This is a genomic window from Sphingomonas sp. RIT328 (genome assembly GCF_000632225.1).
Lineage (GTDB): Bacteria > Pseudomonadota > Alphaproteobacteria > Sphingomonadales > Sphingomonadaceae > Sphingomonas > Sphingomonas kyungheensis.
In genome coordinates this window covers 33,689-59,700 of record NZ_JFYV01000019.1, presented here as the reverse complement: position 1 = coordinate 59,700, position 26,012 = coordinate 33,689, and the positions used below count along the sequence as shown (strand labels likewise).

23 protein-coding genes and 1 riboswitch are annotated in these 26,012 nt (G+C 69.2%); of the genes, 16 read left to right on the top strand and 7 right to left on the bottom strand.

The window, feature by feature from the left end:
• Nucleotides 1-228 precede the first annotated feature (228 nt).
• The 4 genes from BW41_RS09985 (at nt 229) to BW41_RS09970 (ending at nt 5,134) form a co-directional block, all read left to right on the top strand.
• Nucleotides 229-963, top strand: coding sequence for a methionine ABC transporter ATP-binding protein (locus BW41_RS09985; protein ID WP_037534094.1), 735 nt, complete (start codon nt 229-231; stop codon nt 961-963).
• Nucleotides 960-1,625 carry a methionine ABC transporter permease gene (locus BW41_RS09980; protein ID WP_037534066.1) on the top strand — a complete coding sequence of 222 codons (666 nt, stop codon included), beginning with the start codon at nt 960-962 and terminating at the stop codon, nt 1,623-1,625. The genes BW41_RS09985 and BW41_RS09980 overlap by 4 nt, the downstream gene beginning before the upstream one ends.
• Before the next feature lie 11 nt (nt 1,626-1,636).
• Complete coding sequence (locus BW41_RS09975) at nt 1,637-2,431, top strand: MetQ/NlpA family ABC transporter substrate-binding protein (RefSeq protein WP_037534064.1); 795 nt, start codon at nt 1,637-1,639, stop codon at nt 2,429-2,431.
• Nucleotides 2,432-2,728: 297 nt separating this feature from the next.
• Nucleotides 2,729-5,134: a hypothetical protein gene (locus BW41_RS09970; RefSeq protein WP_037534063.1), complete on the top strand. Its 2,406-nt coding sequence runs from the start codon at nt 2,729-2,731 to the stop codon at nt 5,132-5,134.
• 3 nt (nt 5,135-5,137) lie between these two features.
• Here the strand turns inward: BW41_RS09970 and BW41_RS21230 are convergent, their stop codons facing one another.
• The gene (locus BW41_RS21230; protein ID WP_153810798.1) at nt 5,138-5,278 is read right to left on the bottom strand and encodes a hypothetical protein; all 141 of its coding nucleotides are present in this window, start codon (nt 5,276-5,278) and stop codon (nt 5,138-5,140) included.
• 150 nt (nt 5,279-5,428) lie between these two features.
• Here BW41_RS21230 and BW41_RS09965 point away from each other — a divergent pair, with 150 nt between their 5' ends.
• Entirely contained in the window at nt 5,429-5,776 is a 348-nt protein-coding gene (locus BW41_RS09965) for a PilZ domain-containing protein (RefSeq protein ID WP_037534061.1), read from the top strand.
• A 134-nt stretch (nt 5,777-5,910) separates the two neighbouring features.
• Entirely contained in the window at nt 5,911-6,051 is a 141-nt protein-coding gene (locus tag BW41_RS21225; RefSeq protein ID WP_153810797.1) for a hypothetical protein, read from the top strand.
• Between the two features lie 187 nt (nt 6,052-6,238).
• Here the strand turns inward: BW41_RS21225 and BW41_RS09955 are convergent, their stop codons facing one another.
• Nucleotides 6,239-7,093, bottom strand: coding sequence for an amidohydrolase family protein (locus tag BW41_RS09955; RefSeq protein WP_235199724.1), 855 nt, complete (start codon nt 7,091-7,093; stop codon nt 6,239-6,241).
• A complete protein-coding gene (locus BW41_RS09950) occupies nt 7,090-7,473 on the bottom strand; it encodes an L-rhamnose mutarotase (protein WP_235199723.1) in 384 nt (127 codons plus the stop codon). The genes BW41_RS09955 and BW41_RS09950 overlap by 4 nt, the downstream gene beginning before the upstream one ends.
• An 81-nt stretch (nt 7,474-7,554) precedes the next feature.
• On the opposite strand from BW41_RS09950, the gene BW41_RS09945 reads away from it, so the two are divergent.
• The gene (locus BW41_RS09945; RefSeq protein ID WP_037534059.1) at nt 7,555-8,334 is read left to right on the top strand and encodes an IclR family transcriptional regulator; all 780 of its coding nucleotides are present in this window, start codon (nt 7,555-7,557) and stop codon (nt 8,332-8,334) included.
• 71 nt (nt 8,335-8,405) lie between these two features.
• Nucleotides 8,406-9,413 carry a zinc-binding alcohol dehydrogenase family protein gene (locus tag BW41_RS09940; RefSeq protein ID WP_200870396.1) on the top strand — a complete coding sequence of 336 codons (1,008 nt, stop codon included), beginning with the start codon at nt 8,406-8,408 and terminating at the stop codon, nt 9,411-9,413.
• A gap of 3 nt (nt 9,414-9,416) precedes the next feature.
• Here BW41_RS09940 and BW41_RS09935 read toward each other — a convergent pair whose 3' ends face one another.
• Nucleotides 9,417-10,421, bottom strand: coding sequence for a zinc-dependent alcohol dehydrogenase family protein (locus BW41_RS09935; RefSeq protein WP_037534089.1), 1,005 nt, complete (start codon nt 10,419-10,421; stop codon nt 9,417-9,419).
• Between the two features lie 110 nt (nt 10,422-10,531).
• On the opposite strand from BW41_RS09935, the gene BW41_RS09930 reads away from it, so the two are divergent.
• Genes BW41_RS09930 through BW41_RS09920 form a run of 3 tightly spaced genes read left to right on the top strand, consistent with a single transcriptional unit; the run spans nt 10,532 to nt 14,360 of the window.
• Entirely contained in the window at nt 10,532-11,053 is a 522-nt protein-coding gene (locus BW41_RS09930; RefSeq protein WP_051583419.1) for a 2Fe-2S iron-sulfur cluster-binding protein, read from the top strand.
• On the top strand, nt 11,050-12,033 hold the full coding sequence (locus BW41_RS09925; protein ID WP_037534057.1) for an FAD binding domain-containing protein: 984 nt from the start codon (nt 11,050-11,052) through the stop codon (nt 12,031-12,033). Before BW41_RS09930 ends, BW41_RS09925 begins: the two co-directional genes overlap by 4 nt.
• Nucleotides 12,030-14,360, top strand: coding sequence for a xanthine dehydrogenase family protein molybdopterin-binding subunit (locus tag BW41_RS09920; RefSeq protein WP_037534055.1), 2,331 nt, complete (start codon nt 12,030-12,032; stop codon nt 14,358-14,360). The genes BW41_RS09925 and BW41_RS09920 overlap by 4 nt, the downstream gene beginning before the upstream one ends.
• A gap of 24 nt (nt 14,361-14,384) precedes the next feature.
• Here BW41_RS09920 and BW41_RS09915 read toward each other — a convergent pair whose 3' ends face one another.
• Nucleotides 14,385-15,728, bottom strand: a complete 1,344-nt coding sequence (locus BW41_RS09915; RefSeq protein ID WP_152542252.1) for a multidrug effflux MFS transporter — start codon at nt 15,726-15,728, stop codon at nt 14,385-14,387.
• A 133-nt stretch (nt 15,729-15,861) separates the two neighbouring features.
• On the opposite strand from BW41_RS09915, the gene BW41_RS09910 reads away from it, so the two are divergent.
• On the top strand, nt 15,862-18,717 hold the full coding sequence (locus BW41_RS09910; protein ID WP_235199721.1) for a TonB-dependent receptor domain-containing protein: 2,856 nt from the start codon (nt 15,862-15,864) through the stop codon (nt 18,715-18,717).
• Nucleotides 18,718-18,757: 40 nt separating this feature from the next.
• Here BW41_RS09910 and BW41_RS21555 read toward each other — a convergent pair whose 3' ends face one another.
• The gene (locus BW41_RS21555; protein ID WP_200870395.1) at nt 18,758-19,729 is read right to left on the bottom strand and encodes a hypothetical protein; all 972 of its coding nucleotides are present in this window, start codon (nt 19,727-19,729) and stop codon (nt 18,758-18,760) included.
• Between the two features lie 262 nt (nt 19,730-19,991).
• Nucleotides 19,992-20,101: riboswitch (TPP riboswitch) on the top strand.
• A 30-nt stretch (nt 20,102-20,131) separates the two neighbouring features.
• On the opposite strand from BW41_RS21555, the gene BW41_RS09900 reads away from it, so the two are divergent.
• The 3 genes from BW41_RS09900 to pnuC are packed head-to-tail and all read left to right on the top strand — an operon-like array spanning nt 20,132 to nt 24,140.
• Nucleotides 20,132-22,429, top strand: coding sequence for a TonB-dependent receptor (locus BW41_RS09900; RefSeq protein ID WP_152542250.1), 2,298 nt, complete (start codon nt 20,132-20,134; stop codon nt 22,427-22,429).
• A gap of 44 nt (nt 22,430-22,473) precedes the next feature.
• Nucleotides 22,474-23,568, top strand: a complete 1,095-nt coding sequence (locus tag BW41_RS09895; RefSeq protein WP_037534086.1) for a phosphotransferase enzyme family protein — start codon at nt 22,474-22,476, stop codon at nt 23,566-23,568.
• Nucleotides 23,565-24,140, top strand: a complete 576-nt coding sequence (pnuC, locus tag BW41_RS09890) for a nicotinamide riboside transporter PnuC (protein ID WP_037534051.1) — start codon at nt 23,565-23,567, stop codon at nt 24,138-24,140. Before BW41_RS09895 ends, pnuC begins: the two co-directional genes overlap by 4 nt.
• Here the strand turns inward: pnuC and BW41_RS09885 are convergent.
• Nucleotides 24,067-24,702 (bottom strand): exonuclease domain-containing protein, encoded by a 636-nt coding sequence (locus tag BW41_RS09885; RefSeq protein WP_235199720.1) that lies wholly within the window; start codon nt 24,700-24,702, stop codon nt 24,067-24,069. The two genes, pnuC and BW41_RS09885, sit on opposite strands and share 74 nt — an antisense overlap.
• 161 nt (nt 24,703-24,863) lie before the next feature.
• Between BW41_RS09885 and BW41_RS09880 the strand changes: the two genes are divergently transcribed.
• Nucleotides 24,864-25,907: a rod shape-determining protein gene (locus BW41_RS09880; protein ID WP_037534050.1), complete on the top strand. Its 1,044-nt coding sequence runs from the start codon at nt 24,864-24,866 to the stop codon at nt 25,905-25,907.
• The last annotated feature ends 105 nt before the right edge of the window (nt 25,908-26,012 follow it).

Below are 26,012 nucleotides of genomic sequence, written 5' to 3'. Positions count from 1 at the left end.
GCCCTCACCGACGCCGTCCGCCGCCCCCGCACAGCCGGCCATGTCCGCGAGCGAAGCGCGCGCGCGCCGGGACAGCATCGACGCGATGCGCGCGCTGCGCCGGCAATGATCGCCGCTCGGGATCGGCAAACCAGCCTTTAGCGCCCCCAAGCCCGCCCGGGCTGGCGCGCCGTCCGGCGATCCGCCACAGGCTCGGGCTTTGTGTGCGAAGGCGATGACGCAGCGATCATGATCCGGCTGACCGATGTCCAGAAACTCTATCCCGGCGGCACCGCGCCGGCGCTCGACGGCGTGTCGCTGTCGATCGCCAGAGGCGAGGTGTTCGGCATCATCGGCCGCTCGGGCGCCGGCAAGTCGACGCTGATCCGCCTGCTCAACGGCCTCGAACGCCCGAGCGCCGGCCATGTCGAGGTCGACGGCACGTCGATCGAGCGTCTCTCCGCCGCCGAACTGCGCGCGCTGCGCCGGCGGATGGGGATGATCTTCCAGAACTTCGGCCTGCTCGCCTCGCGCACCGTCGCCGACAACGTCGGCTTTCCGCTGCGCCTCGCCGGCGTGTCGCGCCACGAGCGCGGCGCCAAGGTAGAGGCCCTGCTCGGCCGCGTCGGCCTCGCCGAACTGCGCGATCGCTATCCGGCGCAGCTGTCGGGCGGCCAGCGCCAGCGCGTCGGCATCGCCCGCGCGCTCGCCACCGATCCCGACGTGCTGCTCTGCGACGAGGCGACCAGCGCGCTCGATCCCGAGACGACGCGCGACGTGCTCGCCCTGCTGCGCGACCTCAACCGCGAGCTCGGCCTGACCATCGTCCTCATCACCCACGAGATGGAGGTGGTGCGCGGCCTGTGCGACCGCGTCGCGGTGATCGAGGCCGGGCGGATCGTCGAGACCGGCGCGGTCGACGCGATCTTCGCCGATGCACGCCATCCGGCGACGCAGCGGATGCTGGCGGCGGTGGCGGCATGACCGGGCTGTTCGCCAACGTCGACTGGGCGGAGATCGGTCGGGCCTGTCTCGACACGCTCGCGATGCTCGGCGGTTCGCTGCTGCTCACCATCCTGTTCGGCCTGCCGCTCGGCGTGCTGCTCTATCTCACCGGCGAGCGCGGGCTGCTCGCCAGCCGGGCCGGCAATGCGGTGCTCGGTGCGATCGTCAACGTGCTGCGCTCGGTACCGTTCATCATCCTGCTGATCGTGATGATCCCGCTGACCATGGCGCTGGTCGGCACATCGCTCGGCGTCGCCGGGGCGATCCCGCCGCTCGTCGTCGGCGCCGCGCCGTTTTATGCGCGGCTGGTCGAGAGCGCGTTGCGCGAGGTCGACCGGACGACGATCGAGGCGACGCAGGCGATGGGCGCGACGACGCGGCAGATCGTCACCGGCGCGCTGATCCCCGAGGCGCTGCCCGGGCTGATCGCCGGTGCGACGGTGACCGCGGTCGCGCTCGTCTCCTTCACCGCGATGGCCGGCGTCGTCGGTGCCGGCGGGCTCGGCGATCTCGCCATCCGCTTCGGCTATCAGCGGTTCCAGACCGACGTGATGATCGTCACCGTCGTGCTGCTCGTCGCGCTCGTCCAGCTCATCCAATATGGCGGCGACCGTCTCGCCCGCCACGTCACCCGCCGTTGAAGGTCCTGCCCATGCACCGCCGTCTGCTGCTCGCCACCCTGACGCTGTCCGCGCTCGCCGCCTGTTCGGGCGGCGCGAAGCCCGATGCCAATACGCTCACCGTCGCCGCCACCGCGGTGCCGCACGCCGAGATCCTGGAACAGGTCAAGCCGGTGCTCGCCAGACAGGGCATCACGCTCGATATCCGCGTGTTCAACGACTATGTGCAGCCCAACCTGCAGGTCGACCAGCGTCAGATCGACGTCAACTACTTCCAGACCAAGCCCTATCTCGACCAGTTCAACGCCGCGCGCGACACGCATCTGACGCCTTATGCCGGCATCCATGTCGAGCCGCTCGGCGGCTATTCGCGCCGCTGGAAGACGCTCGCCGCCTTGCCCGATGGCGCCACCGTCGCCCTGCCCAACGAGCCGAGCAACGGCGGCCGCGCGCTGCTCCTGCTCCAGCGCGCCGGGCTGATCCGCCTCAAGGATCCGACCAACGCCCTGTCGACGCTGCGCGACATCGCCGCCAATCCCAAGCACCTCCAATTCCGCGAGCTCGAGGCGGCGACGCTGCCGCGCGTGCTCGGCGAGGTCGATCTGGCGATGATCAACACCAATTACGCGCTCGACGCCAAGCTCAACCCGATCCGTGACGCCTTGGTGATCGAGGATGCCAAATCGCCCTATGTCAATTTCGTCGTCGGCCGCGCCGGCGAACAGAACGACCCGCGCGTCGTCAAGCTGATCGCGGCCTTGCGCAGCCCGGCGATCAAGACCTTCATCGAACGGCGCTACAAGGGGGCGGTGCTGCCGGCGTTCTAGATTCGGTTGGCGCGATGGCCGTTGCGCTGGGAATCGGATTTCGCGCAGAGGCGCAGAGGACGCGGAGGTGTAGCGTTTGCGGCTGGTGTCGCCGATCCGCTCAGGCCTGACGATGACAGGGCCGCGCTGACCGGGGGACTGCCCCTCTGCGTCCTCCGCGCCTCTGCGCGAACCCGGTCACGCCGCACCCGCACAGACATCAAGCCGGACGAAATCACGCCAACAGCCTCAATTGGAACACAAGCGCGCGGCACAAGCGCGGCCCTGTCGTATCGGACCCGGATCGCCGCCTAACCCATGCCGCGCTATCTTCCTTCCCTGTCTCTCGTCGCCCTCCTCGCCGCCGCCGCATGGCGGGTGGAGGCGGCGCCGGCGCAATTTGATCTGGTCGGGCCGCGGCTCGACGTCGCGGTGACGCATAACGGCGCGACGCTGCCGCTCGCCTGGGTGCCCAATCTCAGCGAGGGCGACCGCATTTCGATCAAGCTCGATTCGCCGCCCGCCGGCACCGAGAAGTTCCGCATCGTCGCCAGCTTCCTGCGCGGCGCGGTCGAGCGGCCGCCGCACGACTGGTTCTTCGACACGCTCGCCGGCAAGCGCCACGACAAGCAGGACGGCGGCACGCTGTCGCTGATCGTCCCCAAGGGTGCGCAGCAGCTCGCCTTGTTCATCCTCCCCGCCAAGGGCGGCAGCAGCGACGCGGTGGCGAGCGCGGTGCGCAAACAGCCCGGCGCCTTCGTCCGCGCGGTGCAGGACCTGAACCAGGCGACGCTCGACCGCGCCCGGCTCGACACCTTCCTCAACGTGCTGCTCGAGGCCGAGCGGCAGGACCCGTCGAGCGTCAGCGCCACCTCCCAGATTCTCACCCGCAGCCTGTCGATCAAGCTCAAGGCGGAATGCCTGCAACAGCCGGTCGAATTGCAGGCCGCCTGCCTGACCGGCGATCGCGAGACGTTGCTGTTCGCCGACACGCACAGTTCGGCGCTCGCCGATACGCTCGCCGGCGCGCCGACCGATCTCGCCTTCCAGCTCAGCGCGACGCCGCAGGCGGGCTATGGCTCCTACAGCTCGTATATCGGCGTCGTCCGCGATATCTTCCGGCTGTTCGGCGCCTTCCAGTCGACGCAGCTGCAATTCGTGCCGGCGCTGGCGCGGATGGACGACAGCCGGCTGACCTTGCTGCTCAACACGCCTTTGTCCTTCGCCAAGCCGGCGTCGGTGATGGTCGTCGGCCTGCCGGCGATCGAGGCGGCCAAGCCGCCGCCGTTGCGCAAGGGCGAAGACGTCGGGCTGGTCTGCGCGAGCGCGGGCTCGGTGCTGCCGGTCGAGGGCGCGCCGCTCGTCTATGCGACGCGTTACGCGCGCGACGTGCGGATTCGCGCCACCGGCAGCGGCGGCACGACGTTCGATCTGCCCGCGCATGCCGATCCGCGTCGCGGCGGCTATGTCCTCGACCAGTCGCTGCCGGCCGCCGGCTTCACCGGCGCCGTCGCCGGGCAGTTGCGCGGCAATTGGGGGTTCACCGCCTTCGACGGGCCGCGCTTCCGCCTGTCGCGTCCCATGGCGAACCAGTGGAGCGCGCCGTCCGACGCCTCGCTCGTCGTCGGCCGCACCAACACGCTCGCGCTCGCCGGCGAGGGCGGCGGCTGCGTCACCGGCGTGACGATGCGGCGCGGCGACGGCGCGCCGCAACCGCTGACGTGGAAGCAGGACGGCGAGCGCGGCCTCCTCGTCGACGTGCCGCTCGACAAGGCCGCGCCGGGGACGGTGACGCTGACGGTCCAGGGCGCCGCCGGTGCCGCGCCCGCGACGCTGTCGCTGCCGGCGTTGCAGGAGATCGGCCGGCTCGACGCGCTGACGCTGTCGGCCGGCGACGACAATGCGCTGCTCAGCGGCTCGCGGCTCGATCAGGTGCGCGAAGTCCGGCTCGGCAGCGTGCTCCTCCGTCCCGGCGCGCTGACCCGCTCCGACCGCGCCGATCAGCTCGTGCTGGCGCCGGCCGATCCCGCGGCGCTGCGCGCGCTCCCCGCCGGCGAGCGCCTCACCGCCGAGGTGCGCTTCGTCGGGGACCGCCGCAAGACGATCGCGGTCACGGTGGCGCCGGCGCGGCCGCTGCCGGTGATCCTGCACAAGAGCGTCGCACCGGCGGTCCATGCCGGGGTGCTGCCGGTCACGCTCAGCCCCGATGATCGCATCGCGCAGGACGCGCGCTTCACCTTCGCCTTCCGCCTCGACCCGGCGACGCCGCTGACCGGTCAGGAGACGATCGAGATCGCGGCGGGCGAAAATGGTGCCACCGCGCGGCTCACCATCGGCAAGGGCTATGACCTGCAGGACGCCGCGACCGGGATCGTCTCCTTCGTGCCGGGCGAGGCGCTCGGCGGCGTCGCGCACGGGCCGCTGCGCGTCCGCATCCTGCGCGACGGCAGCGCGACGCGCTGGGCGCCGCTCGGCAGCGTCGTCCGCCTGCCCGAGGTGCGCGGCATCGCCTGTAGCGGCACGCGCTGCACGGTGAGCGGCGACCGGCTGTTCCTCGCCCAGGCGATCGCCACCGATGCGACGTTCACCACGGCGCAGCCGATCCCCGACGGCTTCACCGCGACGGCGGTCGACCTGCCCGCACCCGGCGGACAGAAGCCGGCGCAGCTGTTCATCCGGCTGCGCGACATGCCCGACAGCGTCGCGGCGGTGGCGGTGCCGTGACGGTCACGCCTGCGGATCGCGCTTGCCGTGGCGGACGCGGATCAGCCCGCACAACGGGCAGCGATGAATCATCGTCCCCGGACGCAGCGTCGCGGGCTTGATCGACCAACGGTGCAGTCCCAGCCGGCAGCGGAAAGCGGGCATGATTTGCTCCTGGAAAAAACCGCGCTCTTGCGCCCGACGCGATGCCATTATGCTGAACCGGTCGTTTATCTTCGGTTCACAGCCCCCGAGGCGCGGCAAAACTTTGCGCGCGCGACGGGAAGCACATCTTAACCTATCCGATGATAGACGATGATCATGCCATCCGTCGATCCCACCCCCTATCCCGCCTGGCTCGCCCAGGAAGAACGCCAGGCCGATCGCCTGCCGGTCAGCTGGCCGTCGACGATCTCGTCGCTCAAGTTCGACGAGGAGCCGTGCACGATCTGCGACGTCACCCATCTCGGCTGCCGCGTCCTGCTCGATCGCCGCGTCACGGTCGGGACCTATGTGACGATCGCGATGCCGCAGCTGACCAAACTGGAGGGCTGGATCGCCTGGAACCGCGGCCATGAGGTCGGCGTCGAGTTCAGCCATCCGCTGCCGGCGAGCATCCTCGACGATATCGAGACGCGGCTGCGCGCCGGGCCGCCGCACTGATCCCACCGTACCGTTCCGTGACGGCAGGCCGGTAGAGAGACGCTTCGCACCGCGACCATCTCTGCTACGACGGCGCCATGCTCAAGACACGGATCAGGCGGCTTTCCCATCAGCGCGACTCGACGGCGGAGCGGTTGACCGCGATCGAGGCGTCGATCGTCGCGCTCGATGACGAGGATCTGCTCGACCTCGCCGACATCTTCCGCGCGCGCGCAGAAACACCGCTTGCCCTGATCGCGGCCTCGGAGATGACGCGCCGCGGCCTGCGGCTCTAGCCTTCACCCGACCGGCGCGGCGTCAGAGCCGGCGAGCGTCGTCAGTCCGCCGGCCCGGCAGCGGCGTCGCGAACCATTGACCGGCGGCCCGGCCGAACCGCCGGTCATCCCCGGCGTGGTCGCGACTGGTTGAGCGTTGGCCGGCCCGCCGCGCTGTCTGCGCTTGGTGTCCGCCAGTCCCGTCGCGTCAGTCGCTTATCCCGTAAAATCGCCGCGCGCTGGCGGCGAACAGGCGGCGCTCTCCCGCCGCATCCAATCCGGCGAGCGCGCGCGCGGTCGCGAACCAGTCGGCATAATCGTCGCCGCTGACCAGCAGCACCGGCCAGTCGCTCCCCCACATCAGCCGCTCGCCGAAACAGGCGACGAGATGGGTGACATAAGGCGCCAGCGCCGCCGCCGGCTCGCCTGCGGCCTGTTCGGTGCGCAGCCCGGACATCTTGCACCAGACATTGTCCAGCCCGGCCAGCGCCGCGATCCGCTCGCGCCACGGATCGAGTCCGCCCGCCGCCGCGCCCGGCTTGGCGGCATGATCGATGACGATCGGCAGGTCGGGCCAGCGCGTCGCGAACGCATGGAGCGGCATCAGATGCCGCGGCTGGACGAGCGCATCGAAGCGCAGGCCGTGCGCGATCATCGCGTGGATCGCCGGGTCGAGCGCGGGTTGCAGCAGCCAGTCGTCCTGCGGAATCGCCTGGAGCATCGGCCGCAGCCCCCGCAGCTTGCGCCGCCCGGCGAGCGTCGCGATCCGCGCCGCCGCATCCTCGGCGAGCAGGTCGGCCCAGCCGACCACCGCCCCGACCAGCGGCTCGTCGGCGGCGAGCGAGCACAGCCAGTCGGTGTCCGCATCGGTCGGCTGCGACTGGACGAGCACCGTCGCGGCGAGATCGATCCCCGCGCTCGCCGCGCGCAGATCGGCGATGGCGAAATCACGGTGGATCACCGGCAGGTCGGCGTCGGGCCATTGATGCCCCGGCGTGTCGAGCCGCCAGACATGCTGATGCGCATCGATCACGCCGCTGACCGGCGGGCGCGGCGCGCTCACGGCTGTTCGTCGAGCGAATAGATCCGCTCCGCCGCGACCCATTTCTCGCCCGGCGCGGCGAAGGGCAGGCGGCGCTGGAATTGCTCCATCAGCGTCTCCCACGCCTGCACGTCGGGGTCGGCGGCATCGGCCGCCGCCTTGGCCGTCGCGGAGAAGGCCGGTCCGGTCTCCATGACCATCGCCAGCCGGTCGCCGACATGCCAGATCTCCAGCGATTCGATCCCGCTCGCGCGGATCGACCGGTTGATCGCGGCGGGCGGTCCGCCGGCGCGATGCCAGTCGCGATAGGCGGCGATCGAGTCGGACGACGGATCGATGTCGAGCAGCAGCAGGTGACGGGTCATGGCACGGGCCTCGGCATGGGTCGGGTCGCGCGTCATCGCGCAACCCCCGCGCCACGGCCAGCGATTTGACACGCCCCGCCGGCTTTCGCATGGCAGCGGAGCAAGAGGGAGGGCGCGATGGCGTCGGGTTCGAAGACCACCTACGCGGCGCCGGCGGTGGAAAAGGCGTTCGAGATCCTCGAACTGCTCGAAACGCAGCCGAGCGGGATCCTGATCAGCGAGATGGCGGTCCGACTCGGCCGGTCGGTCGGCGAGCTGTTCCGCATCGTCGTGGTGATGGAGCAGCTCGGCTATCTCCAGAAATCGCCGCGCGACGACCGCTATTCGGTCGCCTACAAATTGCTCGACCTCGCCTATCGCGCCACGCCGGCGCAGGATCTCGTCGCCGCGGCGCGCCCGGCGATGCGCCGGCTGGCGATCGAGACCGGGCAATCGTGCCATCTCGTCGTGCTCAACGGCGGCAGCGGCCTCGTCATCACGCGCGAGCAGAGCCCGGGGACGCGCGGTTTCTCGCTGCGGCTCGGCGCGGGGATCGACCTGCTGTCGAGCTGTTCGGGCAACGTCCTGCTGGCCTTCGCCTCCGACGAGACGCAGGCGGCGGAGATGGCGCAGGCGATCGCCGCCAGCGCCAAGCCGGTCGATCGGGAGGCGCTCGACCGCAAGCTCGATCAGGTGCGGATGCGTGGTCATGACCAGCGCCAGAGCCCGATCACCCGCGGCGTCACCGATCTCAGCGTGCCGGTGTTCGGGTTCGACGGTCAGATCGCCGCGGCGCTGACCATTCCGTTCCTCGAGCTGATCGACGGCTCGCAGACCGTCGATATCACGACCGCGCGCACGCTGCTCCGCAGCGCCGCGGCCGACATATCGACGACGCTCGGCTTCCACGCCGGCTGACGCGGTTTCGCTCTTGCACGACGGCGCTGCATCTTTCATATATGCAACCTCTCTTGCAGAATGGACCTACCGTGCTGACGATCGTGTGCCAGCAACCTTTTGCGCTGGAGGCGGTCGAGCGCGACGCGCCGGTCGCCGGCCCTGACTCGCTGCTCGTCCGCATCCGCCGCGTCGGCCTGTGCGGCACCGATTATCATATCTACGCCGGTCGCCAGCCGTTCCTCTCCTATCCGCGCGTCATGGGCCACGAGCTCGCCGGTGAGGTGATCGCCGCGCCGCCCGGCTCCGCCTTCGCCGTGGGGCAGGTGATCACGATCAACCCCTATCTCGCCTGCGGCACCTGCATCGCCTGCCGCGCCGGCAAGCCCAATTGCTGCACCCGGGTCGCGGTGCTCGGCGTCCATGTCGACGGCGGCATGGCGGAGGTGATCGCCCTTCCCGAACGCGCCGCGATCGACGCCACCGGCCTGACGCTCGATCAGGCGGCGATGGTCGAATTCCTCGCGATCGGCGCGCATGCGGTGGCGCGCGCGCGGCTGCGCGGCAACGAGACCGTGCTGGTCCGCGGCGCCGGGCCGATCGGCCTTGCCACCGCGCTGTTCGCGCGGCTCGACGGCGCGCGCGTCCTGCTGTTCGATACGCGCGCGGCACGGCTCGACCAGGCGCGCAGCCGCTTCGGCTTCGATGCCATCCTCGCCGACGCACAGGCCGACGCGCGGCTCGACGCGGCGAGCGGCGGCAACGGCTTCGACTGCGTGTTCGACGCGACCGGCAGCATCGCCGCGATGAACGCCGGGCTCGCCTGCGTGGCGCATGGCGGCAGTTACGTGCTGGTCGGCGTCGCCAAGGGCGACCTCGTCTTCGCCGACCCGGAATTCCACAAGCGCGAGACGACCCTGCTCGCCAGCCGCAACGCGCTCGCCGCCGACTTCGCCCGCGTCATCGCCGCGATCCGCAGCGGTGCGATCGACACCGCCGCGCTTCACACCCACAGCGTCGCCGCGATCGACCTGCCCACGGCGATGCCGGGGCTGATCGAGCGCGCCGATCAGGTACTCAAGGCGATCGCCAGCTTCTGACCGTTACCATTCCACCCCGATCTTGCCGAAGTGGCTGCCGTCCATCTCATATTGGAAGGCGTCGGCGAGCCGGTCGAGCGGGAAGCGGCGATCGATCACCGGGCGGATGCCGGTCGCGTCGAGCGCGCGGACGAATTCCTGCTGCTCGCGGCGGCTGCCGACGATCAGCCCCTGCAGCCGCGCCTGCTTGCCCATCAGCGCCGCGGTCGGCACCTCGCCCGACACGCCGGTGAGCACCCCGATCAGCGAGATATGCCCGCCGACCCGCACCGCCGTGATCGACTGGGCGAGCGTGCCCGGCCCGCCGACCTCGACGACATGGTCGACGCCGCCCTCCGCCCAGTCGAACACCGTCTGCCCCCAATCCTCGTCGGTACGGTAGTTGACCGTGAAGTCCGCCCCCAGCGCCTTGGCGCGTTCGAGCTTGTCGTCCGATGACGAGGTGATCGCGACGCACGCGCCCATCGCCTTGGCGATCTGCAACGCCCAGATCGATACGCCGCCGGTGCCGAGCAGCAGCAGCCGGTCGCCCGCCTTGATCTGCGCATCGACCACCAGCGCACGCCACGCGGTCAGCCCGGCGGTGGTGATCGTCGCCGCCTCGACCGCGTCATAGCCCTTGGGCGCATGCGTGAAGGCGGTGGCGGGCAGCACGACATGCGATTGCGCGAAGCCGTCGATGCCGTCGCCGGGCGTGCGGCTGAAGTCGCCGATCGTCGGCGTGCCGTCCTGCCAGTCCGGGAAGAAGCACGACACCACGCTGTCGCCGACCGCGAATTCGTCGACGCCCTCGCCGACTGCCTCGACCGTGCCGGCGCCATCGGCGAGCGGGATGCGCCCGTCGTCGCTCGGCATGCGGCCGAGGACGATGCCGAGATCGTGATAATTGAGCGAACTGCCGTGCAGCGCGACGCGGATCGCACCGGCCCCGGGCGCACCCGGATCGGGCCGGTCGGCGGGCGTCAGTCGGTCGAGGCCGCCGGGCGCGGAAACTGTCATCGCTTGCATCACGTCATCCTTGCTGTTCGCCGCCTCCAACGCCTCACGGCCCGTCGCTTTCCCCGTGGCACAGGCCGATTGCCTGAGCTAAGTTAAATGAAATATTGGGAGAACGCGCGATGCCCCTGACCGTCAACGGAGCCACGGTGCCGCTGCCCGACGATCCGCGCGTCTCCCTGCTCGATCTGCTGCGCGATACGCTGCATCTGTCGGGCACCAAGATCGGCTGCAACCAGGGCGCGTGCGGCGCCTGCACCGTGCTGGTCGACGGCGAGCGCATCGTCTCCTGCCTCGCGCTGGCGGTGCAATATGACGGCCGCGCGGTGACGACGATCGAGGGTATCGCCGACGGCGAGACGCTGCACCCGTTGCAGGCGGCGTTCATCGAGCATGACGGTTTCCAGTGCGGCTATTGCACGCCGGGCCAGATCTGCTCGGCGATCGGCATGGCCGCCGAGCTCGGACGCGGCATGCCCAGCCACGTCACCGGCGACCTCGCCGCGACGGTCGTCCTCGACGCCGACGAACTGCGCGAGCGGATGAGCGGCAATCTGTGTCGCTGCGGCGCGCATAACGGCATCGTCGCCGCGATCCTCGACGTCTATGGCCCCGCCAAGGTCGATCAGGAGGTTGCGGCATGACCCCCTTTGCCTTCACCCGCGCCGCCGCCACCGACGAGGCGCTGCGCCTCGCCGCCGCGCCGGCCGCGCGTTATCTCGGCGGCGGCACGAACCTCGTCGACCTGATGCGCGAGACGGTCGAACGGCCCGCGACCTTGGTCGACGTCACCGCCCTGTCGACGGCGATCGAGCCGGAGGACGGTGGCCTGCGCATCGGAGCGGGCGTGCGCAATGCGGCGCTCGCCGCGCATCCCGCGGTCCGCCGCGACTATCCGGTCCTGGCGCGCGCGCTCCTCGCCGGCGCGAGCGCGCAGATCCGCAACATGGCGACGGTCGGCGGCAATCTGCTCCAGCGTACCCGCTGCACCTATTTCTACGATGTCGAAGGCTCGCGCTGCAACAAGCGCGTGCCGGGCGCCGGCTGCGACGCACGCGACGGCTTCAACCGCATCCACGCGATCCTCGGCGCGTCGCAGGCCTGTGTCGCGACGCATCCGTCCGACATGGCGGTGGCGCTCGCCGCGCTCGACGCCACCGTCCATTGCACGACGGCGCAGGGCACGCGCACGCTGCCGCTGGTCGACCTGCATCGCCTGCCCGGCGACCATCCCGAGATCGAAACGGTGCTCGAACCGGGCGAGCTCATCACCCACGTCACGCTGCCGGCGCTGCCGGACGGGACGCGATCGACCTATCGCAAGGTGCGCGACCGTGCGAGCTATGCCTTTGCGCTCGTTTCGGTCGGTGCGGCGCTGCGCGTCGAGGACGGCCGCATCGCCGACGTGCGCCTCGCGCTCGGCGGCGTCGCGCACCGGCCGTGGCGGGCGACGCAGGCGGAGGCGGCGCTGCGCGGCCTGCCCGCGACGCGCGCCAGCTTCGAGGCCGCCGCCGCCGCCGAACTGGCCGCCGCGGTGCCGCTGCGCGACAATGGCTTCAAGATCGAACTCGCGCGGCGGACGATCACCGCCGTGCTCGCCGAGCTTTCAGGAGTGGACGCATGAGCATCCTCGAAGACGCCAAACAGGCGGTCAAGGGCGCCGCGCAGGCGGCGCTGCAGAGCGCGGTGCAGATGGCGCCGGACAGCTGGATGCCCGGTGGCCGTCCCGATCCGCTGATCCGCGAACGCCACGGCTATACCGGCCGGCCGGTGTCGCGCGTCGACGGCGCCGTCAAGGTGCGCGGCGTCGCGCCCTATGCGGCGGAATTCCCGCTCGACCGGATGACCTATGCCGCTTTGGTGTTCAGCACCGTCGCCAAGGGTCGGATCGCGACGCTCGACACCGCGGCGGCGGAGGCCGCGCCCGGCGTCGTACTGGTGATGACGCATCGCAACGCGCCGCGCATGCAGCCGATGCCCCTGTTCATGACCTCGGAAAAGGCGTGCGGCGGCAACGACCTGCCGATCATGCAGGACGACCGTATCTATTGGAACGGCGAGCCGGTCGCGCTCGTCCTCGCCGAGACGCAGGCGCAGGCCGATCACGCCGCCTCGCTGATCCGCGTCGCCTATGTCGCCGAAGCGTCGGTCACCGATTTCGGCGAGGCCAAGGCGCACGGCACCGAACCCGGCCAGTTCATGGGCCAGCCGCTCCGATACGACAGCGGCGATGCCGAGGCGGCGCTCGCCGCCGCGCCGCATCGGGTCGATGCGCGCTATACGACGCCGCGCCACAGCCACAATGCGATCGAGCTGCACGCGGTCACCGTCGCCTGGCAGGGCGAGACGCTGCGCGTCCATGACGCGTCGCAGATGGTCGCGCACATGGCCTGGTCGCTCGGCCATGTCTTCGGCCTCGCCGAGGATCAGGTCCACGTCACCTCGCCGTTCGTCGGCGGCGGCTTCGGCGGCAAGGGGCTGTGGCAGCATCAGGTGCTCGCCGCCGCCGCCGCCAAGCTCGCCGGGCGGCCGGTGCGGCTGATGCTGTCGCGCGAGGGCGTCTACCGGATCGTCGGCGGGCGCACCGTCACCGAACAGCGCGTCGCGATCGGCGCGCAGGCGGATGGCGGCTTCGACGCGCTCGTCCACACCGGCACGGTGGCGATGAGCCACCACAACGTGCTCCCCGAACCGTTCATCCTGCCGACGCGCAGCGCCTATGCGAGCAAGACGATGAAGCTCGATGTCGAGGTCGCGTATCTCGACATGGTCGCCAACACCTTCATGCGCGCGCCCGGCGAGGCGGTCGGCACCTTCGCGCTCGAAAGCGCGATCGACGAACTCGCCGTGGCGATGGACATGGACCCGATCGAGCTGCGGATGCGCAACGAGCCCGATACGGACCCGACCACCGGTGCGCCCTTCTCGTCGCGCGAGGTCGAGAAGGCCTATCGTGACGGCGCGGCGCGCTTCGGCTGGGCGCAGCGCGGCACGCCGGGCAGCCGCCGCGAGGGCGAATGGCTGATCGGCACCGGCGTCGCCACCGCCACCTATCCTTATTATCGCATGCCCGGCGGCGCGGCGCGGATCACGCTGACCCGCCACGGCCACGTCACCGTCGACATCGCCGCGCATGACATGGGCATGGGCACCGCCACCGCCCAGTCGCAGGTGATCGCCGACCGGCTCGGCGTTTCGATGGAGCAGGTCACCTTCCGCTACGGCGACAGCAGCCTGCCCGGCACGGTGATGGCGGGCGGATCGCAGCAGACCGCGGCGATCGGTGCGGCGGTGGTCGCGGCGCATCGCGCGCTCGTCACCGAATTGCTCAAGCTCGCCGGCAACGATTCCCCGCTCGCCGGGCTCGATGGCGATGCGGTCGGCGGGCGGGACGGCGGCCTCGCCCGGCTCGACGATCCGGCGCGGCACGAAAGCTATGCCTCGATCCTCGCACGTGCGCAGCGCGACACGGTGGTGGTCGAGGCGAGCGCGCCGATGCCGCTCGAGACGATGCATTGGTCGATGCACTCGCACGGCGCGATGTTCTGCGAGGTGCGCGTCAATGCGGTCACCGGCGAGGTGCGGGTCAGCCGCTTCCTCGGATCGTTCGACTGCGGCCGCATCCTCAACCCCAAGACCGCGGCGAGCCAGTTCCGCGGCGGCATCATCATGGGGCTCGGCCTCGCACTGATGGAGGAGACGCAATATGACGAGCGCAGCGGCCGGATCATGAACCCCAGCCTCGCCGAATATCACGTCCCCGTGCACATGGACGTGCCGGCGATCGAGGTGATGTGGACCGACGTGCCCGATCCCCACACGCCGATGGGTGCGCGCGGCGTCGGCGAGATCGGCATCACCGGCGTCGGCGCGGCGGTCGCCAATGCGGTGTTCAACGCCACCGGCAAGCGCATCCGCGACCTGCCGATCACGCTCGACAAATTGCTCTAGCGCCGCGCCGCGGAGGGCGCCCGGTCAGGCGCCCTCCGCCATCCGCGGCCGGAACAGCTCGCCCTTCTCTACCACCCAGACCAGCGCCAGCACCGCGACGCCGATGCCGAGATAGCCGATCGCCAGCGGCAGCGTCGTTCCCGCATAGGACTGGCCGATCGCGCTGCCGACCAGCACCGCGCCGATGCTGGTGATGAAGCCCTGCACCGACGAGGCGCTGCCGGCGATATGGCCGACCGGCTCCATCGCCATCGCGCCGAAATTCGAACCGCACAGGCCGATGCAGGTCATGCTCGACGCCTGCAGGATCATGAAGCTGACCAGCGTCTCGTGCCCGCTGAGGATGATCGCGACGTGGATCACCGACAGCGCGATCAGCGCGAGCACCGCCGATTGCGAGATCAGCCGCGTGCCGAGCCGCTCGACCAGCCGGCTGTTGGCGAAGGAGGCGAGCCCCATCGAAAAGGCGCAGGCCGCGAACAGCAGGGTGAAACGCCGTCCTGCGCCGAATTCCTCGACGAAGATCTGCTGCGCCGACGAGACGAAGGCGATGATCCCGCCGAAGGTCAGCGACGCGGCGAGCGCATAGCCGACCGAATAGCGGTTGGTCAGCGTCAGCCGGTAGCTGCCGGCGAGATTGGCGAGCGACAGCGGCCGGCGCCGCGCCACCGGCAGCGTCTCGCCGAGCCGCAGCGACGACCAGGCGAGCACCACCGCGGCGAACACCGCGAGGCCGTAGAAGATCACCCGCCACGGCCCGAAGGCGAGCAGCCCCTGCCCCAAAGTCGGCGCCATGATCGGCACGATGAAGAAGATCATCTGCGCCACCGACATCGTCCGCGCCATCTGCCGCCCGGATTCCCGGTCGCGGACGATCGCCACCGCCAGCACACGCGTCGACGCCGACATCAGCCCCTGCAACAGCCGCGCGCCGAGCAGCGCCGCGAAGCTCGCCGAGCCGGCGGCGAACACGCTCGCCGCGATGAACCCCGCCAGCGTCGCCACCAGCACCGGCCGCCGGCCGTAGCGATCGGCGAGCGGCCCGTAGACCAACTGGCCGATGCCAAAGCCGACCATATAGACCGTCACCACCCATTGCCGGTGATTGGCCTCCGTCACCATCAGATCGCGGCCGATGTCGGCGAGGGCAGGCAGCATCAGGTCGACGCCCAAGGCATTGACCGCCATCACCGCGGCGATGAAGGCGACGAATTCGCGCGGCGCCATGCCGGCGGACGATGGGGTGTCGGTCATCGCGCGGCTATCGACGCGATGAGGCTGCGCGGCAAGGCCAAGTCCCTGATCCGGTGATGGTTCGGGCCTCCCGCGAATGTCGGGACGGCAACGACTGTTACCGCATTGCAACATTATGCAAAATATCCGTACCGAAATGCCCGATCGCGTCGCATCATATGGTCGTCGGGCGCCTTTGCTGCATAATGATCGTGCGACACCGCAAAGGGCGCAGACAAGGGGAACAGCAATGCGTGCAACGACCTGGATGATCCGATCTTCCCGTCTGGCGATGGTCGCCGGGCTGGCGCTGTCCGCGCAGGTCGCGTCGGCGCAGCTCGCCACCGATCCGCAGACGCCGACCGCGCCCGCCGCCACCGAGGCGCCGGCGGAGGACATCGTCGTCACCGGCTCGCGCATCCGCCGCGATCCGCTCGACCAGCCCTCGCCGGTGGTCACCGTCGACGATGCGGCGATCGCGCGCACCGGCCTGTCGTCGGTCGCCGACGTGCTGCAGCGGCTGCCCGCCTCGTCGGGCGGTCTCAACTCGAAGTTCAACAGCTCGGGCAATTTCGGCAATCCGCCCGACGGCGGCGGCGTCGGCGCGGGCTCGGCGGTGCTCGACCTGCGCTATCTCGGCCCCAAGCGCACGCTCGTGCTGGTCGACGGCCTGCGCTACGTCAACGGCGCCTCGGCGAGCGGCATCCCCGCCACCGTCGATCTCAACTCGATCCCCTCGTCGATGATCGAGCGGATCGAGGTGCTGCAATCGGGCGCCTCGCCGCAATATGGCTCGGACGCGATCGCCGGCGTCGTCAACATCATCACCAAACAGAATCAGAAGGGGCTCAAGGCGTCGGCGCAATACGGCCAGTTCCTCGGCGACAATGACGGCAAGACGCAGGATTACCAGCTCAGCTACGGGCTCGGCGACGATCATGTCCATGTCGTCGCGGGCGGCTATTACACCAAGCAGGAAGCGGTCAGCGCCGCCGACCGCAGCATCTCGCAATATCCCAATCCCGGCCAGACGAGCTGTTCGGACCCGATCGGCGGCTGTTCCAGCTTCACCCCGCTCGGCCGCTTCCTCGTCAACGGCCAGAACCTGACGCTGCGCGGACCGGTGGCGAGCGGCCGCCCGGTATACGACCCGACACTGGCGACCGGCGACTTCAAGGCCTTCACCGCGGCGGACCGCTATAATTTCGCGCCGTTCAACTATTTCCTCACCCCGGTCGAACGCTACGGCGGTTTCGTCAACGCGCGCGCCAGTTTCTCCGATGCGCTCAACCTGCGCGTCAAGGCGGTGTACAATCGCCGCAACTCGCAGAATCAGGCCGCCTATCTGCCGCTCGGCATCGGCCCGGACGTCGGCAACGGCAATCTGCTCGACACGCTGTCGGTCGACGCGACCAACCCCTATAATCCGTTCGGCGTGACGCTGACGCCGGGGCAGAATTACACCGCGATCTTCCGCCGCCTGGTCGAGGCCGGCCAGCGTACCTACAGTCAGCGGGTCGACACCATGTCGCTGACCGGCACGCTCGACGGCAAGTTCCGCATGTTCGGCCATAATTGGTATTGGGATGCCAATGCGGTGATCGGTTACAACGACGCCAAGCAGCTGTTCACCGGCAACATCAACGCCGCCAAGCTCGCCCGGGCGATCGGCCCGGTCAGCCAGTGCACCGACGATTGCGTGCCGTTCAACTTCTTCGGCGGCGTCGGCTCGATCACCCCGGCGATGCTCGGCTATATCGGCTTCGACGAGCGTGACCGCAGCAGCCAGACGCTCAACGATTATACCGCCAATCTGTCGGGCGAGCTGTTCGACCTGCCCGGCGGCCCGGTCGGCATCGCGATCGGTTATGAGCATCGCTACCAGTTCGGCAGCTTCACCCCCGATCCGGTGATCCAGGCCGGGCTCGGCGCCGACATCCCGGCACAGGCGGCGAGCGGCAAGTTCAACGTCGACGAAGTCTATGGCGAGATCCGCCTGCCGCTGCTCCGCGACCTGCCCGCGATCGCCTCGCTCGAACTCAACGGCGCGGTACGCCACTCCAATTACTCGACCTTCGGCAGCAACACGACGTTCAGCGGCGGCGCCTTGTGGAAGCCGGTCAGTGACCTGCTGCTGCGCGGCCAATATGCCGAATCCTTGCGCGCTCCGTCGATCGGCGAGTTGTACGGCGCGCAGTCGCGGTTCGATGCGTCGATCGACGATCCGTGCACCAGCGCGAGCGGCGGCCAGTTCGCCTCGAACGCGACGGTGCGGACCAATTGCATCGCCAACGGCGTCCCCGCCGGCGGCAGCTATGCCGAGCCGCAGGGCGGCCAGTTGCCGGTGCTGACCGGCGGCAATCCCGACCTGCGTCCGGAGACCGCGCGGACCCTGCTGTTCGGCGGCGTCTACAGCCCGCGCTGGGCGCGCGGCGGCACGCTTTCGGCGCTCAGCCTCGAGGTCAATTATTACGACATCAAGGTGGAGGGCGCGATCGCCTCGATCCCGGCGCAGGTGCTGCTCAGCCGCTGCGCCGAGACCGGCGATGCGCTGAGCTGCGCGGCGATCCGGCGCGCGCCGAGCGGCATCGTCACCGCGATCAACGGCCTGCTGCTCAATACCGGCGGCGTCCGCACCCGCGGCATCGACGCGACGCTGACGATCCGTTCGGGCGAGACCGGCGCGGGTCGCTTCGGCCTCTATGTCTCGGGCAATTACCTGCTCAAATATGCCGAGAGCACGCCGGCGACCGGCGGCTTCACCACCACCGACTATGTCGGCACCGAACGCGGCTCCCCCGACCAGACCTATCCGCACTTCAAGGGCCTCGGCACGATCGACTGGTCGATGGGCCCGGTCACCGCGAGCATCACCGCCCGCTATATCGACAATGTCCAGGAGATTTCAGCCGACAACGAGCTGAAGAGCCGCCTCTACGGCGACGCGCAGCTCCAGTTCCGCCCGCGCTGGCTGGACTCGCGCTTCGCCTTCACCTTCGGCGTCAACAACGTCTTCGACAAGGACCCGCCGGCCTGCTTCAGCTGCAGCCTCAACAATTACGACCCGACCACCTACGACATCCCCGGCCGCTTCGGCTATCTGCGCCTGTCCTACGGACTGTAAGGGGTGGCGTGCCGGGGCGCTGGCCCCGGCACGTTGTATGTTATTGCAGGCGGCCGGTGAGCAGAGCTGCGTCGAAGCCACCGTCGGCCAGCTTGAAGCTGACCAAGAGCGCGATCTCCTTGGCACCCTGGCCGTAGAGGCGACCGATAAAGGTGCCCGTAATTTTGCCATCCTGGCTTTTAAGCGTCCCCGATATACGGGCGCTGCCATCCTTCGTTCCGGTTATCGTAAATGGCACCGAACCCGAACCGTCTTTCACGACGAGAGGAATAGTTCCCGATACAGCCCCTGTAGCGCAATCAACTGTCAGCGCTTGGGCAGCCACCTGATCCTTTGCGTTGTTTTGTTCCGCTATCAGCGCGGAATACGTCAACGTTCCGGTGGTTGGAATTTCGATTGGATTGGTCGGCGAACCAATGATGAGCAGGCGCGCGACCTTGTCATCGTTGAACTGCGCTTCGGCGAAACTTTCGTACTTGGAGAGACCGTCCGGCAAACCGAGCAGCACGTAACCGCCCGAAGCGTTAAACTCCAACTTGCGCCGTACGGAAAACGTGCCGTTACCCGCCGAGTAGGTACCTTTCCCCGGCAGGTCGGTGCTGTCAGCCAAGGTGACCGTCCCGCCCTGCGTGGTATAGGTCGTCACCCCCGTTTCCGACGAAGACAAAGCAATCGCGACAAATTTCCCAGCAGAAAGATTGATATCCATTCGGTCATAGCCGGTGAAGCTTCGATCCTTCGTAAAATCGGCCGCCTTTTCGTAGGTGTATACGCGAGCTGTCGGCGCAGGAGTAGGCGTCGGCGCCGGAGTGGGCGTCGGGGCCGGAGTAGGCGCCGGCGTCGGGGCGGGAGTGGGCGCCGGGGTCGGCGCGGGCGTGCTGCCTGTTGTCACCGGTACCGGCGCCGAACCGCCCTTGCCATCCGAGCCGCATCCGCTCGTCGCCAGGACCAGCACCATCGCCGTCATCAAACGCCGCTTCATTACGCACTCCATCAGATCGGGCGCGCCCATCGCTCACCCTAACTCATTTATAGAAGCGCGGCTGTCCGAATTACCCAAGGTAGGCGATATAGAATCTGCTATATGCTTACTGCTTACAATATCCGACTTTTTTGATTTGCCGCGCCGCACCGGAATATGATCGATCGTTATTTTCTTTGCTTCGATATTGTTACAAGTCCGACTTATTATTCTGTAATACAGAACTTTACCCAACCACGCACCAAACCCACCGCTCAACCCCCTATCGCCCTCCCGCCAAAGCCGCTAAGCCACGCCCTCCCCGGGGGGCCGCTGACGTGTGGCTGAGAGGTGGGCAGCAGCCCACGACCCGCTGAACCTGATCCGGGTGATACCGGCGTAGGGAGGGTGCGCGGTCCGCCGTCGTTCCTCCGGATGACGTGGATGCGAACGATGTCGGCTGATCTGCCTTATGCTCCCTTCGCGCTGCGGCGTGCGCTGCCGCCGCTGACGCTGGCGCTCGCCGCGGTTGCCGCCCCCGCCGCCGCGCAGACGGGCGAGACCACCGACATCCGCGTGATCGGCCGCGCCGATCCCGCCGGGCTGCTGCCGGATCAGGAGACGCCGCGCGCCGAAAGCGCGATCTCCGCCGATTACATCGTCAAACAGGCCCCGACGCTCAACGCCTTCCAGCTCGTCGCGCTGCTCCCCGGCGCGACCCTCGCGTCGAGCGATCCCTATGGCCTGTCGACCAGTTCGAGCCTGACGCTGCGCGGACTTGGCCAGGACGAGATCGGCGTGCTGATGGAAGGCGCGCCGCAGAACGACATCGGTTATTATTACGCCTATCCGGCGCAATTCGCCGATCCCGGCAACCTGCGGCGGATCGGACTCGCGCAAGGATCGGTCGATATCGACTCGCCGACGCTCGGCGGCGCGGGTGGGCTGCTGTCGCTGGCGCTCGACGATCCCAAGGCGCGGCCGCAGGCGCTCGTCGACCTGTCGCTCGGCAGCTATGCGGCACGGCGCGCCTTCGCCCGCGTCGACAGCGGCGCGATCGCCGGCACCGGGCTCAAGGCCTTCCTGTCCTATTCCTACACCCGCGCCGACAATTGGCGCGGCGCCGGCTATGACGTCCGCCAGCATGTCGACGCCAAGCTGCTCAACGAATGGGGCGACAATCGCGCCAGCCTCGCACTGTCGTACAATGACGCCAACAGCTCGACCTATCCGAGCCCGACGCTCGCCGACTGGCAGGCGCAGGGACGCGGCTTCAATTATGCGAGCCGCTACACGCCGGGCGCGACCGATTATTGGAAGCTCTATCGCGCGCCGTTCCGCAACCTCTACGCCTCCGCGCCGATCCACCTCAGGCTCGGCGAGGCGCTGAGCTTCGACAGCACCAGCTACGCGCAATGGGGCTATGGCAACTCGCCTTATGGGACGCAGCTGACCAGCGAGGGCAATTTCCTCGGCGACGAGGCGCTCGGCGCGATCACGCTGCCCGGCGCGGTCGACGGCGTCGCCACCGTGCTCGGCAATTACACCGGTGACCAGTTCCGCGGCGGCAGCGTCGCCAAATTGGTGCTGGAGGCGGGGCGGCATCGCCTCACCGCCGGTTTGTGGTTCGACTATGGCACCGATCGCGTCACGCAATCCTATACCAGCCTCAACCCCGACGGTACGCCGACCGACCGCTGGGGCTATCGCGCCAAGGCGGTCCGCACCGCCGACGGCCGGCTGCTCGCCTACGAGAACCAGCGCACCGTCACCGTCACCAAGAGCGCCTTCGTCGCCGACCGGATCGCGCTGACGCCGCGGCTGACGCTCGAGCTCGGCATCAAGGGTGTCGACGTGCTGCGCAACGGCCGCAACTATCTGCCCGGCCCGCAATCGAGCGTGCGGCTCGACAGCTTCGCCGCGCTGCCGCGCGCCGCGCTCCACTTCGATCTCGACGACCGGCAGCAGCTGTTCGCCAACGTCACCACCAATTTCCGGACGCCGAATGAATTCACGCTCTACGACAGCTATGCGGGCGGCGTGCTGGCGGCGCAGGGGACGGACGCGCTCAAGAACGAATATGCCGTGTCCGAGGAGCTCGGCTATCGCTTCATCGGCGCGAACCTGTCGGCGTCGGTCACCGGCTTCCACTACTCGTTCCGCAACCGCCAGCTCGCGACGATCGTCCAATCGGGCGGTGCGCAGGTCAATACGACGCTCAACGCCGGCGGCCAGACCTCTTATGGCGTCGATGCCGAGGTCGATTACCGCCCCGCCGCCGGGGTCAGCCTGTACGTCTCGGGCGAATATCTCCACGCCCGGATCGACGACGACCTGCCGGTCGACGGCGACCTGCTGCCGACGCGCGGCAAGCATGCGGTGTCGAGCCCGACGGTACAGGTCGGCGCGGGCGGCATCTATGACGACGGCCGTCTGTTCGGCAGCATCGCCGGCAAATATCTCGCCCGCCAATATGCCACCTTCCTGAACGACGAGAGCATTCCGGGCTATGCGACGCTCGACCTGTCGATCGGCGTGCATCTCGCCGACTGGCTCGACGGCAAGCGCACCGATCTGCGCGTCAATGCGATCAACGTCACCGATCCGCACGTCCTGTCGGGGGTGCAGGCGGTGACGACCAATGCGCGCGACACGATCGGCCGCAACGGCAGCGTCATCGCCGGCGCGGCGCCGGCCTATTACATCGGCAGCGGCGCGGCGGTGATCGCGACGATCGCGCGCGCCTTCTGACCGTGGCGCGCGCCGCCGATCCCGACGCGCATCGCGTTCACGGCATGGGCGAGGCGCTCGAAGCGCCGGTCTGGCCGCCGATCACTGCGGCGGAGGCGGCGGCGGTGATCGCGCGCTTTCCCGCCGCGGGGCGGTTCGCGGCGCTGCGCTGGCATTCGCCGCGGCCCTTCTCGGCGGCAGCGCTGATCAATACGGATCGCGGCGCACTGCTGCTCAAGCGGCATCACCGCAGCATCCGCAGCGTCGCCGCACTTGCCGAAGAGCATCGCTTCATCGCGCATCTCGCCGACGCCGGCCTGCCGGTGCCGCAGGGTCTGGCGAGCGACGACGGCGCGCGCGCGGTCGCGATCGGCTCCTCTTGCTACGAGCTGCACGTCGCCGCACCGGGCATCGATCTGTATCGCGAGCGCCAGTCGTGGACGCCCTATCTGTCGCACGACCATGCTTATGCCGCGGGCGTGATGCTCGCCCGGCTGCACGAGGCGGCGCGCGACTATGCGGCACCGCCGCGCGCGGCCGCGCCGCTGATCGCCAGCTATACCATCCTCCCGGCACCCGATCCGCTCGCCGCGGCGCGGGCCTATGTCGCGGCACGACCGCGGCTCGCCGCCTTTCTGGCGACGCGGCCGTGGCAGGAGCAGCTCGCCGCCGTTCTCGCGCAGCATGCCGGGGGGCTGGCCGGGCTAGCGGACCAGCCGTCGCTGTGGACGCACAACGACTGGCATCCGTCCAACCTGCTGTGGACGCCGCAGGGCACGGTGCGGACGGTGATCGACTTCGGCCTCGCCGACCGCAGCTGCGCGGTGCAGGATATCGCCACCGCGATCGAGCGGATGCTGAACTGGCTCGACCTGCCGCAGACCGATGCCATCGCCGATCCCGCCGCGGTCACCGCGCTGCTCGCCGGCTATGCCGCGGTGCGGCCGCTCGGCGCGGCGGATCGCGCGACGATCGCGCGGCTGCTGCCGCTCAGTCACCTCGAATTCGCGCTGTCGGAAGCCGATTATTTCACCGCGGTGGTCGACGATCCCGCCGCCGCCGCGCTGGCGTGGGACGGATATGCGATCGGCCATGTCGGCTGGTTCGCGACGCCGCCGGGACGCGCCCTGCTCGCGACGATCCACGGGACGGGCGGATGAGCCCGCTCGAGATCGTCGCAGTCGTCGTCAGCTTCGCGGGCATCTGGCTGACCGCGCGGCGGCGGATGCTGTGCTGGCCGGTCAACCTGCTCGCCTGCGCGCTCTACGCCAAGCTGTTCCTCGACGTGCGGCTCTATGCCGACATGGTGTTGCAGGGCGCGTTCGGCATCGCGATCCTCTACGGCTGGCTCGCCTGGCTGCGCGGCGTGCGCGACAGCGGCGTGGTGGCGGTGGCGCCGCTGCCCGCGCGGCAGGCGGTCGCCGGCCTCGCCATCGGCGCGATCGCCGCCGCGTCGTTCGGCTGGCTGACCAGTCGCTACACCGATGCCGCGCTGCCGTGGATGGACGCGACGCTGAGCAGCTTCAGTCTCGTCGCGCAATATTGGACCGCGCGCCGCCATGCAGAAAGCTGGCTGCTGTGGATCATCGTCGACGTCACCTATGTCGGCATGTTCATCGTCAAGGCCCTGTGGCTGACCGCCGGCCTCTATGCGGCGATCACGCTGCTGGCGGTTCTCGGCTATCGCCAGTGGCGGCGGGGGGCGCGGCGCGGGCGGCACGCGCCCGCCTGACCGGCGGCGCGAGCCAGTCGGCGAGCGACAGGCCGGTCTGCTCGATCGCGTGCAGCATAACCCAGCCGGCGGCGCGCGCATCGCTCAGCGCATCATGGTGGCGGTGCGGGATGCCGAGGAACCGCGCCAGCCCGCCAAGCTTGTGATTGGGCAGATCGGGCCAGGCGCGTCGCGCCACCCGCACGCTGTCGAGCCAGGTCGTCGCGATCTCCGGCAGCGCATGCACCCGGCACGCCGCGGCGAGCGCGCCCTTGTCGAACGACGAATGCGCGACGGTGACGCGCCCGGCCAGATGGCGGCCGATCGCGGCATGGACATGCGCGAAGGTCGGCCGGCCGATGACGTGATGCGCGGCGATGCCGTGGATGCGCGTGTTGATCGGGTGGAAGTCGTCGCACGGGTCGAGCAACGTCTCGTAGCTGAACAGCTCGCCGCCGTCGCCGAAGCCGACGATGCCGATCTGGCAGATGCTGCTCACCCGCGCGCAGGCGGTCTCGACGTCGATGACGACGAAGTCGCATGCGGCCGCGTCGTTGCCGGCGGGAGGGAGAGGGGCAGCCACGATCCCCGGCGATCTACGCCCCCGGCACGAGCGCGGCAAGCTGCGGCTATGTCCTTCTGAAACCATCCGTCCGTCGCGGCAGGCCGATGGGCGCAACACTGGTTGACGCTGCCCGGTGCAGGCCCAATGCGGCGGGTCTCTCCTGCTGACGAGGTATTCCCCTGCGCCTGTCCCTGCCCTTCGGCTTCGCCTCCCACGACATGGCGATCGACCTTGGCACCGTGAACACGTTGGTGTTCGTCGCCGGCCGCGGCATGGTGCTCGACGAACCCTCGGTGGTGGCGATCGAGACGCGAAACGGCGTGCCCAAGGTGCTCGCGGTCGGCGCCGACGCCAAATTGATGATGGGCAAGACGCCGCAGGGCGTCGAGACGATCCGCCCCTTGCGCGACGGCGTCATCGCCGACATCGACGTCGCCGAGCAGATGATCAAGCATTTCATCCGCAAGGTGCACGGCGACAGCGGCCGGCGGATGCGCAGCCCGCGGCTGGTGATCTGCGTCCCCGCCAATTCGACGCAGGTCGAGCGGCGCGCGATCCGTCAGGCGGCGACCAGCGCCGGCGCCGCCAAGGTGTCGCTGATCGAGGAATCGCTCGCCGCGGCGATCGGCGCCGGGCTGCCGATTACCGCCCCGGTCGGCTTCCTCGTCGTAGACATCGGCGGCGGCACCACCGAGGCGGCGGTGCTGTCGCTTGGCGGGCTCGCCTACAGCAATTCGGTGCGCGTCGGCGGCGACAAGCTCGACGAGGCGATCGCCTCGCACATCCGCCGCAAGCACAATCTGATGATCGGCGAGGCGACCGCCGAGCGGATCAAGCAGCAGATCGGCGCCGCCTGCCGCCCGGCGGACGGCAACGACCTGCAGATGCGCGTCCGCGGCCGCGATCTCACCAACGGCATCCCCAAGGAGATCGGCATCGGCCAGAGCGAGATCGCCGATGCGATCGCCGACCTCGTCGCGCAGATCGTCGAGGTGGTGATGAAGACGCTCGAACAGATCGAGCCCGAGCTCGCCGCCGATATCGTGGAACAGGGGATCGTGCTGACCGGCGGCGGCGCGCTGCTGCGGCGGCTCGACGAGACGCTGAGTCGCGCCACCGGCCTGCCGGTGACGGTCGCCGAATCGCCGCTGCTCTGCGTCGCGCTGGGTGCCGGCCGGGCGCTCGAGGACGATGCCCTGAAGGGGGTGCTGCACGACCTCTAGGCGGCGGGCAAAAAAAGAGGGCCGCCGAAGCGGCCCCGAGAATCCTGTTGGGGAGGATGCCTAACGGCATGATTGGTCTGACCTATTCATCAGCTGTCGTCAAAT